This is a genomic window from Streptomyces sp. NPDC015125 (assembly GCF_043080045.1).
In the GTDB taxonomy this organism is placed as follows: domain Bacteria; phylum Actinomycetota; class Actinomycetes; order Streptomycetales; family Streptomycetaceae; genus Streptomyces.
In genome coordinates this window covers 65,031-77,539 of sequence record NZ_JBIBVF010000002.1, presented here as the reverse complement: position 1 = coordinate 77,539, position 12,509 = coordinate 65,031, and the positions used below count along the sequence as shown (strand labels likewise).

General features: G+C 72.7%; 11 protein-coding genes. 8 read left to right on the top strand and 3 right to left on the bottom strand.

Annotated features, from left to right (window positions below):
* The first annotated feature begins 179 nt into the window (after positions 1 to 179).
* Complete coding sequence (locus ACF088_RS05350; RefSeq protein WP_392374071.1) at positions 180 to 1,562, top strand: FAD-dependent oxidoreductase; 1,383 nt, start codon at positions 180 to 182, stop codon at positions 1,560 to 1,562.
* Positions 1,563 to 1,760: 198 nt separating this feature from the next.
* On the opposite strand, the gene ACF088_RS05345 is transcribed toward ACF088_RS05350, so the two are convergent.
* Positions 1,761 to 2,132, bottom strand: coding sequence for an ArsR/SmtB family transcription factor (locus ACF088_RS05345; RefSeq protein WP_392374070.1), 372 nt, complete (start codon positions 2,130 to 2,132; stop codon positions 1,761 to 1,763).
* 164 nt (positions 2,133 to 2,296) lie between these two features.
* Here ACF088_RS05345 and ACF088_RS05340 point away from each other — a divergent pair, with 164 nt between their 5' ends.
* The 7 genes from ACF088_RS05340 to ACF088_RS05310 all read left to right on the top strand — a co-directional run bounded on the left by ACF088_RS05340 (position 2,297) and on the right by ACF088_RS05310 (position 9,605).
* Positions 2,297 to 3,400 (top strand): NADH:flavin oxidoreductase/NADH oxidase, encoded by a 1,104-nt coding sequence (locus ACF088_RS05340; RefSeq protein ID WP_392374069.1) that lies wholly within the window; start codon positions 2,297 to 2,299, stop codon positions 3,398 to 3,400.
* Between the two features lie 145 nt (positions 3,401 to 3,545).
* Positions 3,546 to 4,631, top strand: coding sequence for a WD40/YVTN/BNR-like repeat-containing protein (locus ACF088_RS05335; RefSeq protein ID WP_392374068.1), 1,086 nt, complete (start codon positions 3,546 to 3,548; stop codon positions 4,629 to 4,631).
* Positions 4,632 to 4,820: 189 nt separating this feature from the next.
* Positions 4,821 to 5,498, top strand: a complete 678-nt coding sequence (locus ACF088_RS05330) for a uracil-DNA glycosylase (RefSeq protein ID WP_392374067.1) — start codon at positions 4,821 to 4,823, stop codon at positions 5,496 to 5,498.
* Between the two features lie 23 nt (positions 5,499 to 5,521).
* Complete coding sequence (locus tag ACF088_RS05325; protein WP_392374066.1) at positions 5,522 to 6,664, top strand: phospholipid scramblase-related protein; 1,143 nt, start codon at positions 5,522 to 5,524, stop codon at positions 6,662 to 6,664.
* Positions 6,657 to 7,694 carry an N-acetylglucosamine kinase gene (locus ACF088_RS05320; protein ID WP_392374065.1) on the top strand — a complete coding sequence of 346 codons (1,038 nt, stop codon included), beginning with the start codon at positions 6,657 to 6,659 and terminating at the stop codon, positions 7,692 to 7,694. Before ACF088_RS05325 ends, ACF088_RS05320 begins: the two co-directional genes overlap by 8 nt.
* Before the next feature lie 95 nt (positions 7,695 to 7,789).
* Positions 7,790 to 8,743 (top strand): sirohydrochlorin chelatase, encoded by a 954-nt coding sequence (locus ACF088_RS05315; protein WP_392374064.1) that lies wholly within the window; start codon positions 7,790 to 7,792, stop codon positions 8,741 to 8,743.
* 520 nt (positions 8,744 to 9,263) lie between these two features.
* Complete coding sequence (locus ACF088_RS05310; RefSeq protein ID WP_392374063.1) at positions 9,264 to 9,605, top strand: nuclear transport factor 2 family protein; 342 nt, start codon at positions 9,264 to 9,266, stop codon at positions 9,603 to 9,605.
* A gap of 19 nt (positions 9,606 to 9,624) precedes the next feature.
* Here the strand turns inward: ACF088_RS05310 and ACF088_RS05305 are convergent, their stop codons facing one another.
* Complete coding sequence (locus ACF088_RS05305; RefSeq protein WP_392374062.1) at positions 9,625 to 10,668, bottom strand: lactonase family protein; 1,044 nt, start codon at positions 10,666 to 10,668, stop codon at positions 9,625 to 9,627.
* 218 nt (positions 10,669 to 10,886) lie between these two features.
* Positions 10,887 to 12,395, bottom strand: coding sequence for an FUSC family protein (locus ACF088_RS05300; protein ID WP_392374061.1), 1,509 nt, complete (start codon positions 12,393 to 12,395; stop codon positions 10,887 to 10,889).
* Between the last annotated feature and the right edge of the window lie 114 nt (positions 12,396 to 12,509).

The window sequence follows — 12,509 nt, the reverse complement described above, 5'->3', positions numbered from 1 at the left end:
CTTTATATCGGTGATTAACGGTATAAAAGTCACTTTCCGACACATTGAAAACCTAGCCCCCCGCTCACCCGGCCCAGTAGCGCGGCACGCTCATCCCACCGGGAGCAACCCCGATAGCGCATCTCCCGCCGTGCGCCCACCGGTGCGATCCTGGGGGTATCCCGCGGAAGGGGCCACTCGTGCTTCGTGTCGCAGTGATCGGTTCTGGACCCAGCGGCGTCTACACCGCCCAGTCCCTGATCGAGCAGCAGACCGTACCGGACATCGAGGTGTACGTCCTCGACCGGCTGCCCTGCCCGTACGGCCTGGTGCGCTACGGCGTCGCGCCGGACCACGAGAAGATCAAATCGCTGCAGAACAATCTGCGCACGGTGCTGGAGCATCCCAGGGCGCACTTCCTGGGGAACGTCGAGGTGGGAGCGCCGGGGCTGGGGATCGAGGAACTGCGCGAGATCTTCGATGCGGTGGTGTTCTGTGTGGGTGCCGCCACCGACCGGCATCTGGGCATCCCCGGTGAGGAGCTGCCCGGCAGCCATCCGGCAACCGAGTTCGTCGCCTGGTACAGCGCACACCCGGATGCGGCCGCCGTCCGCTTCACCCTCGCGGCGCGGTCCGCGCTGGTGATCGGCGTGGGGAATGTGGCGGTGGACGTGGCGCGGATGCTGTCCCGTGGTGCCGCCGAGCTTGCCGCTACCGATATGCCGCAGGGCCCGCTGGGCGCGCTGGCGGACAGCCGCGTCGAGGATGTCTGGATGGTCGGCAGACGCGGCCCCTCCCAGGCCAAGTTCACCACCAAGGAGCTTCGGGAACTGGGCTCGCTTCCGGATGCGGAGGTGCGCGTACGGCCCGAGGAGCTGGCACTGGATCCGGCGTACCGGGATCCGGGCGGGCTGCCCGCGGTGGGGCGGCGGAATATCGAGGTGCTGCGCGGCTGGGCGGAGCGGTCGGCGGCCCCGGCAGGTCCGGACGCGGGGGCCACCGGATCCGGGCGCCGTATTCATCTGCGGTTCTTCCTGCGGCCGGTCGAGGTGCTCGGGGATGCCACCGGGGTGCGCGCGGTCCGGTTCGAGCGGACCGCACCCGACGGGCACGGCGGGGTGGTGGGAACCGGTGAATTCGAGGACATCGAGGGGCAGTTGGTGCTGCGTTCGGTCGGCTACCGGGGGACGCCGTTGGCCGGCCTGCCGTTCGACGAGGCGACCGGGACGGTGCCGCACCAGGCGGGGCGGGTACTGCGGGACGGGGCGCCCCTGCCCGGCGCGTACGTGGCGGGCTGGATCAAGCGGGGCCCCACGGGGGTGATCGGCACGAACCGGCCGTGCGCCAAGGAGACCGCGCGGTCACTGCTGGCCGATGCCCCCGCACTGGCGGTGCGCGAGGCGGCCGAGGACCCGGTGGCCGCGCTGACCCGGGCGGGGCAGCGGCCGGTCCCGTGGCCGGGCTGGCTGGCCATCGAGGCCGCCGAGGCGGAGTGGGGCCACGGTCTGGGGCGCGGCACCGTCAAACTGCCGGACTGGGCGGGGCTGTTGGAAGCGGCGGGGGCGGCGGACCTGACCCGCTGAATCCGCGGGCGGGCCGGGGCGCCGGGCTCCGGGCTCCGGTCCACCGGGCTCCGGTCCACCGGTCCGCCGGGCTCCGGTTCGCCAGTCCACCGGACTCCGGTCCGCCGGGCTCCGGTCCGCCAGTCCGCCGGACTCCGGCCCACCGGCCTCCGGTTCGCCGGTCCGGAGCGACCCCGGTACTCCTGGCGGCAGCCCCCGCTACTCCTCCCCGAGGCGGCCGGCCTGCAGATCCGCCGCCCGGAGCACACCGTCGATCAGGCCGGGGAAGAGCGCTTCCAGATCGGTCCGGCGCAGCCCGTTCATCTTGGCCGTGCCGCGGTAGAGCTGCTGGATGACGCCGTGCTCGCGCAGCACCCTGAAGTGGTGGGTGCAGGTCGACTTGCTGACCGGGAGTTCGATGTCCGCGCAGTTCAGCTCGCCCTCGGCGGCTGCCAGCGCGCAGACGATCCGCAGTCGCACCGGGTCGGCGAGCGCATGCAGGACATCGGCCAGCCGGATGTCCGCACGGGCCGGGTGCTCCAGCGACCGGGAGCCCGACGGAGCCCGCGTGGAGGTCGTTTCGGTCGACATGGCGGCTCCTGACTCATTCTGCGGGACTCGATATGGCCTGGCGCGCCACCCGCTCGCTCATTGTACGAGAAGCATCGTAGTTTGACATCCACCGTAGTACGACGCTTATCGTATGAGCGCGGGGCCGGCCGGCACCCGTTCGCCTTCAGGTACAGGAGCCCGCCGTGAGCGCACTGTTCGAGCCCGTCACCCTTCGCGCGCTGACCGTTCCGAACCGCCTCTGGATGGCACCCATGTGCCAGTACTCCGCGGCTCCCCAAGGGGCGGCGGAAGGGGCGCCCGGCGACTGGCACTTCCAGCACCTGGCCGCGCGGGCGGCGGGCGGCACCGGCCTGATCCTCACGGAGGCCACCGCGGTGAGCCCCGAGGGGCGCATCACCCCGTACGACCTCGGCCTGTGGAACGACACCCAGACCGAGGCCTTCCGGCGCATCACCGGCTTCCTCAAGGACCAGGGCACCACTCCCGGCATCCAGATCGCCCATGCGGGGCGAAAGGCGTCCACCGAGCGCACCTGGGTGGACCGTGGCGCGCCGATCCTCCCCGGTCAGCGGTACGGCTGGGAGCCGGTCGGGCCGAGCCCGGTGCCGTTCGGCGAGGGGTTCGCGGCCCCCGCGGAGCTCACCGTGGCGCAGATCGAAGAGATCGTCGCGCAGTTCCGCGCCACGGCCCGGCGGGCGCTGGCCGCCGGCTTCGAGGTGGCCGAGATCCACGGTGCGCACGGCTACTTGATCAACGAGTTCCTCTCCCCCTTCACCAACCGGCGCACCGACGAGTACGGCGGCTCGTACGAGAACCGGACGCGGTTCGCGCTGGAGGTCGTGGACGCCGTACGGGAGGTCTGGCCCGACGAACTGCCGGTCTTCTTCCGGATCTCGGCGACCGACTGGCTCACCGAGGACGAGAGCGACGCGCGCGAGGGCTGGACGGCCGACGACACCGTGCGCTTCGCCCACGAGCTGCGGGAGCACGGGATCGACCTGCTGGACACCTCCACGGGCGGCAACGCACCGGACGCGAAGATCAGCACGGGGCCCGGCTACCAGGTGCCGTTCGCCGAGCGGGTCAAGAAGGAGAGCGGTCTCGCGGTGGGCGCCGTCGGCCTGATCACCGAGGCGCGGCAGGCCGAGAAGATCATCGCGGACGGTCAGGCCGATGCCGTGCTGCTCGGCCGTGAACTCCTGCGGTCCCCCAGCTTCGCGCAGCACGCGGCACGGGAACTGGGTGTCCGGGTCGCCGTGCCGCAGCCGTACCACCGGGCGGTCTGAGGCCGCCAGGAGGGCGGGCGGCAGCCGTGGCAGGAACGGGGCCGCACCGCCCGACCTGCACGGACACCTTCCGGGACGCCATTGTCAGTGGCCGGGTGCAGACTTGCCCCTATCTGAGACAACGGCGTCCCGGAGGTGTTCCGGCATGACTGACGTAGTACTCGCGGTGGGCACGCGCAAAGGGCTCTTCATCGGCCGCAGGCGGCACGGCGACTGGGAAGTGAGCGGTCCGCATTTCGCCGCGCAGGCGGTGTACTCCCTCGCGATCGACACCCGCCGCGCCACCCCCCGGCTGCTGGCCGGGGCCGACAGCGCGCACTGGGGTCCTTCGGTGTTCCACTCCGACGACCTGGGAGAAAGCTGGCACGAGCCTGCCCGCCCCGCGGTCACGTACCCGAAGTACACCGGGACTTCACTGGAGCGCGTGTGGCAGCTGCATCCCGGCGGCCCGGCCGCCCCCGAGGTGGTCTATGCGGGCACCGAACCCGGCGGCCTGTTCCGCTCCGAGGACGGCGGCGAGACCTTCGAGCTCGTGCGGGCGCTGTGGGACCACCCCAGCCGGGAGCAATGGCAGCCCGGCGGCGGTGGGCTGGCCGTTCATACGGTGGTCACGGACCCGCGGGACGCCGATGCGGTCACCGTCGCCGTTTCCGCTGCCGGGGTCTTCCGCACCCTCGACGGGGGAGCCAGCTGGGCCCCGTCGAACAACGGTGTGAAGGCGGTGTTCCTGCCGGACCAGCATCCGGAGTTCGGCCAGTGCGTCCACAAGATCGCGCAGGACCCGGTGCACCGCGACCGCCTGTATCTGCAGAACCACTGGGGTGTCTACCGCAGCGACGACGCGGGCGCGCAATGGACGGACATCGGCGGCGGGCTGCCCTCCGACTTCGGCTTCGCCGTGGCCGCCCATCCGCGCGCGGGAGATGTCGCCTATCTCTTCCCGATCACCGCCGATATCGACCGGGTGCCGGCCGGACACCGCTGCCGGGTCTACCGCACGGCCGATGCCGGCGACAGCTGGCAGGCACTGAGCGACGGGCTGCCGGACGAGGACCATTACGGCACGGTGCTCAGAGACGCGCTCTCCGTCGATGACGCCGATCCCGCCGGGGTGTATTTCGGCAACCGCAACGGCGAGGTGTACGCCAGCGCGGACGACGGCGACAGCTGGCAGCAACTCGCCTCCCATCTGCCGGATGTGCTGTGCGTGCGGGCGGCCGCGGTGGCCTGAGGGAAGCCGGGGAGACGGGGAGGGGACGGCGCGGGGCGACGGCCTGCGCTCCGGCGTGGCGGCCCTTGGCGGGCGGCGGTACACCTCCCGCGGTACGGCTCCCGCGGTACGGCTCCCCGCGGCTCTTCGGACGGAGGAGCCTGGGCCATCGGTTGATCGGGAGCGGGTCACGGCCAGTAGGGTGATCCCGTGGCTGCACGACCTCTCCAAGACATTGTCGAACCCGGCTGGGCCAAGGCACTTGAGCCCGTTGCCGGACGGATCGCCGCGATGGGCGACTTCCTGCGGGCCGAGATCGCCGCGGGGCGTAGCTATCTACCGGCCGGAAACAATGTGCTGCGCGCTTTCCAACAGCCCTTCGACGAGGTGCGGGTGCTCATCGTCGGACAGGATCCCTACCCCACGCCGGGGCATGCGGTCGGGCTCAGTTTCTCCGTGGCGCCGGAAGTGCGTCCGCTGCCCGGCAGTCTGGAGAACATCTTCCGCGAGCTGCACTCCGACCTCGGGCTGCCCCGACCGTCGAACGGCGATCTGACCCCGTGGACGCAGCAGGGCGTGCTGCTGCTGAACAGAGCGCTGACGACGGCGCCCCGTAAACCCGCCGCGCACCGCGGCAAGGGCTGGGAGGAAGTGACCGAGCAGGCCATCCGCGCACTGGTGGCGCGCGGGCGCCCGCTGGTGTCGGTGCTGTGGGGGCGCGATGCGCGCAATCTGCGGCCCCTGCTCGGCGATCTGCCGGCCGTCGAGTCCGCGCACCCCTCCCCCATGTCCGCCGACCGCGGCTTCTTCGGCTCGCGGCCCTTCAGCCAGGTCAACGACCTCCTGGCACGGCAGGGCGCACAGCCCGTCGACTGGAGGCTGCCCTGACACCGGGCGATAGTGTGCCTGGCATGACGAATGCGAACATCCCTGCGGGCTGGTACGCCGATCCGCAGGGCACCCCCCACCAACTTCGCTGGTGGGACGGGTCCCAGTGGACCGAACACACCCACCCGGGACAACAGCCCGCGGCGCCCGGCCAAGGCCAGGCACCGCAGCCGGGCCCTGCGCAGGCCGCACCGCAACAGGCTCCCCAGCAGCAGGCCCCGCAGCAGCAGACGCTGCAGAAGTCCGCGCCACAGCAGCAGCTGCCGCAGCAGTCCGCGGCTCAGCAGCAGGCGCCGGGCCAGGCCCCGTATCCGGGGCAGCAGCACGGCGGCGAGCCGTACGGTCAGCAGGGGTACGGCTACCCCCAGCAGGCGCCCGGCCAGCCGATGCAGCAACCGATGCAACAGCCGTACGGACAGCAGCCGTACGGACAGCAGCCGATGCCGCAGCCCGGCGCGAACCCGCATCCGGGCGCCGCGCAGCAGCAGGTGCAACAGCAGGCCGGGGTGGCGCCGGGCGGACCGGGCGGACCGGGCGGACCGGGCGGACCGGGCGGACCGGGCGGCGGCAGTCTGTTCACCGAGCCGGTGCTGGTGGTCAACCAGAAGGCCAAGCTCATCGAGGTCACCAACGAGTACAGCGTCTTCGACCAGCACGGCAACACGATCGGCGCGGTCGTCCAGGTCGGCCAGAGCACGGCGAAGAAGGTGCTCCGCGTCGTCTCCAGTCTCGATCAGTACATGACCCACAAGCTGGAGATCCGGGACGCCTACGGCCAGCCGCAGCTGATCCTGACCCGCCCCGCGAAGATCATCAAGTCCAAGGTGATCGTGCAGCGTCCGGACGGCTCCCCGGTCGGCGAGATCGTGCAGCAGAACGCCATCGGGAAGATCAACTTCGCGATGATGGTCAACGGCCAGCAGATCGGCGCCATCAAGGCCGAGAACTGGCGCGCCTGGAACTTCGCGATCGTGGACCACGCCGACACCGAGGTCGCCCGGATCACCAAGACCTGGGAGGGCCTCGCCAAGACGATGTTCACGTCAGCGGACAATTACGTCCTGCAGATCCACCACCAGCTGCCCGACCCGCTGCTGAGCCTGGTCGTCGCCACGGCCCTGACCGTCGACACCGCCCTCAAGCAGGACGCCCGCGGCCTTGGGTGAGCCCGCGGGCCGTACCCCGGGCGCCCTCGGGTCCGGCCGTTTTCTCGGGGTGCTCGGGATCGACTCGGGCGGGTCGGGGCTGCGGGTCGCCGTCGCCCGCGCCGACGACCACGAGGCCCGGCCGCTGGCCTCTCGCGCCTGCGACGAGCCGGTGCGCACCGGCGCCGCCGGGATCGACACGGAGCACCTGCTGTCCCAACTCCTGCCCATGGCAGAGGAGTTGGGGCGTGAAGCGGGTGCTCACGGGTTTGCCGCGGTGTGCGTGGGAGCGGCCGGTATGGCGACTCTGGGCGAGGATCTGCGGGCCCGGCTGCCGGGCGCACTGGCCACCGCGTTCGGGGTGCACCACCTCGCCCTCGCCGCGGACGCCGTGACCGCGTACGCCGGTGCGCTGGGCCAGCGGCCCGGTGCCGTCGTCGCCGCGGGCACCGGCATGATCGCCGTGGGCACGGATCTGACCGCGGAGGGCGGTTGGCGCCGGGCGGACGGCTGGGGTCAGCTGCTGGGCGACTGCGGCGGCGGCGCATGGATCGGCCGCGCCGGGCTGGAGGCCGCGATGCGGGCATACGACGGCCGGACGGGCGGCTCGGCCGCCCTCCTGGCGCGCGCGGAGGCGGTGTTCGGACCGGTCTCCGGGCTGCCCGGCATGCTCTATCCGCGCCCCGACCGACCCGCCGTACTGGCCTCGTTCGCCCCGGAAGTGGCCCGCTGCGCCGCCGAGGACAACGCGGTGGCCCGCGGCATCATGCAGGCCGCGGCGGGCCATATCGCCGATGCCGCCGCCGCGGTCTGCCCGGCGGGAGACGGGACCGCGGTGGGCTGCACCGGCGGGCTGTTCGGCCTGGGCGAACCGCTGCTGGCTCCGCTGCGCAGGGCGCTGGCCGAACGGCTGCCCCACGCACGTCCGGCGGCCGTCGCAGGGAGCCCGCTCGACGGGGCGCTGGCCATCGCCGCGGCACTGGCCGGTGACCGTCTGGCACTGCCCGTCGATGGGCGGTTGTTGCAGATCACACGGCCTGCGCCGGGGTAGTGCGGGCGTGACGCGCGGGATAAATCGGGACGGATACCTCTCCACCGAACCCTCCCTCCACGTAGGGGTGGTCCGAACCGTTAGCATGCGGCGCCATGAGTTCCCCCACTGGGCCCGCACCTGGCTCGCCCGATTTTGACGCCGCACCCCCGAGCCCGGGAGCCGCACCCGGCCTGCCTGTACGAATGCCGCGACGGCAGTCCGGCCGCCACCGCAAGCCGGAACCGCTCGCCGCACCCGAGGGAGCGCCCGCCCTGGTGCTGGCCGTGCCCGGCACCCCCTCCACCGCCTCGCGCAGCCTGGCGGAAGAGGTCTCCAGCATCGCCCGCTCCGAGCTCCCGGGCCTCGACGCCCGGATCGGCTATGTCGACGGCGGCGACGACGAGTTCCCGTCCCTGGAGGCCGTGCTGGCGCAGGCCGCCAACGAGCACAAGGCCCGGGTGGGCGCCGACGGGCAGCCCGACCCCGGCCCCGCCGCCGTGGTGGTGCCGCTGCTGGCCGGACCGGACAGCGCCCTGCTGCGCCGGATACGCCAGGCCATGATGAACAGCGGCTCCGGCGCCGAGCTGACCGACGTTCTCGGCCCGCACCCGCTGCTGGCCGAGGCGCTGCACGTCCGGCTCTCCGAGGCCGGTCTGGCGCGCGCGGACCGTGCCCGGCTGTTCACCGTCGCCACGGCGGCGGACGGCATCATCCTCGCCACCGTCGGCGGCGAGGAGGCCGTGCAGGCCGCCGGGATCACCGGCATGCTGCTCTCCGCACGGCTCGCGGTACCGGTGCTGGCCGCCGCCCTGGACGAGGAGGGCGCCATCTCCCGTACGGCCGAGCAACTGCGCGAGTCCGGTTCGCAGCAGCTGGCACTGGCCCCGTACCTGATCGGCCCGGAGATCACCGACGGCCTTCTGGGGGCGGCCGCGGCGGAGGCGGGCTGCGCATCGGCCGAGGCGCTGGGCGCCTACGGCACGGTCGGCCGCCTGGCACTGTCGAACTATGCGGCGGCGGTGGGCATCACCCTGCCGACGCAGGCGCAGGGGGCACCGGTCCGCTAGGACTTTCCCCGGAGCGGACGCCGCTCTCAGCAGGGCCGTCTTCGCGCACCGCGCGGGGCGGCCCTTCGTCGCGTCCGGCCGCCTTCCCAAGCGTCTTGCCCGGCGTCTTCGCCCGGCCGCCTTGCCCGGCGTCTTCGCCCGGCCGCCTTGCCCGGCCGCCTTGCCGAGCATCTTGCCGGGACGCCCCGCCCCGGCGCCTTGCCCCGCCGCCTTCCCGATCGCATTGTCCGGAGGCGTTACCCGGCCGCCCTCCCGGCCGCCTTCTCCAGACGGAGGCGATACGTCCGATTCCACTCCGAGCGGCGCAGTTGCCCCTCAGGAGGCCCGGGAAGCCAGTGGCCGAGGCGCAAGGCGGACCGAGGGGCGTACGCCCCTCAGAGACCCTTACAGGGGGCTTGCCGTACCCCTGACGCGCCGACCGATGAGTTCGGGAGCTCCGCGAGGTCTACCGTCCTGTACAGGCCATTCGCCGGCCGCTCGTCCCTCGTGGCGTGAGCGGGCCGCCCACGGAAGGAAGTTCATGTCGAACGTCGACCTCGTCCGCGCCGCCTTCGGGGCCTACCTCGCCCAGGACCGTGCCGCCATGGACCGGCTGCTCGCCGAGGATTTCGTCTTCACCAGCCCGCAGGACGACCACATCGGCAAGGCCGCATTCCTCGATATCTGCTTCCCCACGGCGGACCGGCTGCGCTCGCAGGAGATTCTCGACACCGTGGCACTCGACGGTGGGCAGGTCTACGTCCGGTACGAGTACGAGCTGAAGACGGGCGAGCGGCATCGCAATGTCGAGGTGACGACGGTGCGGGACGGCCGGCTCGCCGAGACACAGGTGTACTTCGGCGGACGCTTTCCGCAGGAGTGAAGCGGCCGCCCGGGGCGGCTCAGGCGAAGACCACGCAGGAGGCGGCCGGCGCCCCGACGGATCCGCCCCGGGCCGGGATGCCGGTCGCCGGGTCGACGGTGAACCAGGTGACGTCACCGGAGCGCTCATTGGCGGCGTAGAGGTGCCGGCCGTCGGGGTGCAGCGCCAGATCGCGGGGCCAGCGGCCGCCGCAGGGGACGGTGGTGACGAGGGTGGCGGTGTCGCCGTCGAGGGAGAGGACGGCGAGGCTGTCGTGGCCCCGGTTGGCGGCCCAGGCGAACCGGCCGTCGAGGGAGACGACCAGTTCGGAGGGGAAGGTGCCGGCCGCGCCGGCCCCGTCCGGGAGGAGGCGGGTCTCCCCCAGCGGCGTCAGCGCACCGGTACCGCCGTCCCATCGGCAGACCGTGACCGTCGGACCGAGTTCGTTGATGACATAGGCGCGGTCACCGTGCGGGTGGAAGGCGAGATGGCGCGGGCCGCAGCCGGGCCGCAGCCGGGTCTCGGCGTGTACCGACAGCGTGCCGCCGACCGGGGCCAGGGCGCAGCTGCGGACCGAGTCGGTGCCCAGGTCGACGCTGAGCAGCCAGCGACCACTGGGGTCGGGCAGGACGGCGTGGGCGTGCGGGCCCGACTGGCGGTCGGCCTGCGGGCCGTTGCCCCGGTGGGCGAGCACGGTGGCGGGGCCGGCGAGCGTGCCGTCGTCCCGTACGGGGAGCGTACTGACGCTGCCGGAGCTGTAGTTGGCGGTGACGAGGTGGCCGTCGGCCAGGGTGAGATGGGTGGGATCGGCGCCGTCCACGGGGACGGCAGGTGCGAGCAGTTCGGGCCCCTGAGGGGTGAGGGCGAAGGCGGCTGCGGTGCCGTCCGGCGTCTCGCTGACCACGTAGAGGAACCTGCCGTCGGGGCTCGGGGCCAGGTAGGAGGGGTTGGGGAGGACGTCGGTGGAGTGCAGCGGGGTGAGTGCGCCGGTCCCCGGGTGGACGGCCGCGGTGGTGATGCCGAGGCCGCCGGCCGCGGTGAACGATCCGATGTACGCGCGTCGCCCGTGGTCGCTCGTCCCCACTGGTCCGCCCTTCGTCCGCCTGCCCGTCGGGACGCCCGTCGAATACCCGTCGAGTGCCCCGGCGACGCTAACAGCCGGGGGCGGGGCCGTGGTGGCGATGGCCGGTTCCCGCCCACGGGCGCGCGTCCTCGCGCGCGCAGGCCTGTACGTGCATCACGGAGCGCTCCGGACGCCGAGAAGTGCGCACGGCCCGCCGCGTCCGTCCGGATGGACCGTGGTCAGGCGTCGACCAGTGGGGCGCGCGGGGAACTGCGCAGGGGCGCGGAGAGTTCGGCCAGCGCCCGCTCCAGGCTGTGGAGATGGGCCAGCGCGGGTTCCGCGGCGGGAGGATGCGCCACAACGACGGCGGCGGCTCCCGCATCGCGTGCCCCGTGCGGTGCGGTCAGCGCCTCGACGGCGGCCTCCACACGCTGGCACGAGGCGGTGAGCCGGGCATCGTGGGAGGCCTCCGGGTCGGCGGCGATGGAGGCCAGCCCGCGCACTTCACGGGCGCAGTCGTCGAGCAGCGCCAGCACCTGATGTGCCCGCGCCTTGCGGGCACGCAGCGGGCTCAGGGGGTGCACGAGCGGGGAGAGCGACAGTCGCACCCGGCTCAGCAACGGCCCCAGCTCGGCGACGTGTGGCGCGGGGTCGGCGGTCGCGGAACCCGCGAGGCGGGCGGCGGCCTCGGCGGTGCAGTGGTGCACACAGCGCAGGGCGCGCTCGATCCAGGCGTCGGTGGTGGCATGGGTCGTGACGGGCAGCACGAAGAGCACCGCCAGCGCCGCGCCGAGCACCCCCACACCGGTCTCTGCGAGACGCAGCGTGAGCAGGCCGTAGTCCAGCACTCCCAGGAGCCCGTACAGCAACGTGGCCATCAAGGTCACCGCGAGCATCATCCAGGTATAGGAGACAGCGGCGGTGTAGAAGATCCCGAAGACGCTCACCGCGACCAGGACCGCCGTGGGGACGACGGCACCGTGCAGCGGGACGGCGACGAGCAGACCGAGGACGATGCCGATCACCGTGCCGAGGGTCCGGCGGAAGCCGCGGACCAGCGTCTCGCCGCGCGAGGTGGTGTTCACGAAGATCCACCAGGTGGCGCCCACGGCCCAGTACCAGCGCTGCTCGGAGAGCAGCTGGCCCATGACGAGGGCGAAGGCGCTGCCTGCGGTGGCCTGGATCGCCTGGCGGGTGGTCGCCCGGGCGAGCCCCCTGCCGAGCGGCGGGGCGGGCAGGACGGCCGGGGGCAGCCTGCGCTCGTAGCACCACACTCCGAAGCGGATGGCCGAGGAAACGGCAAGGGCGAGGGCGACCGAGGCATACAGCTCGGGCAGCTGGCCCGGCACCGTGTGCAGGAACTGCGCCGCGAAGAAGGTCATGAACGCGAACACCCCCAGCGCATGGCCACGCGGCCCCCAGCGGCGGGCGTAGACCCCCGCGCCCACCACCGCGGCGAAGACCACGCCGCGCCCCACCGGATGATCATGGAGCACCGCCGCGACGGCGAGCACCGGGAAGCCGGCCGCGGGCAGCAGCGCCGTGGTCACCATCTGCGCGCGGACCGTCGTGTCGGTGACCGTGAAGAGGGCGAGCAGCGCGGCGAGCCCGCCGGTGATGGCCGCGACGAGCGAGTGCCCGGCGACACCGCACACCGTGACCGCCAGGCCGATGCCGAGGACGGACCGGGCGGCGCTGCGCAGCCGCAGCCACCCCGGATCCGGAGCCACGAACATCCTCTTCAGCACAGCTTCCGCCCTTCGCCGTTCCCGCATGAAAAAGGCGCCGCGGAATCCGCAGCGCCATCGACGGGGCCATCACAACACTTCTTCGGCATATTGCTCAACAGACGCCACCAAGGC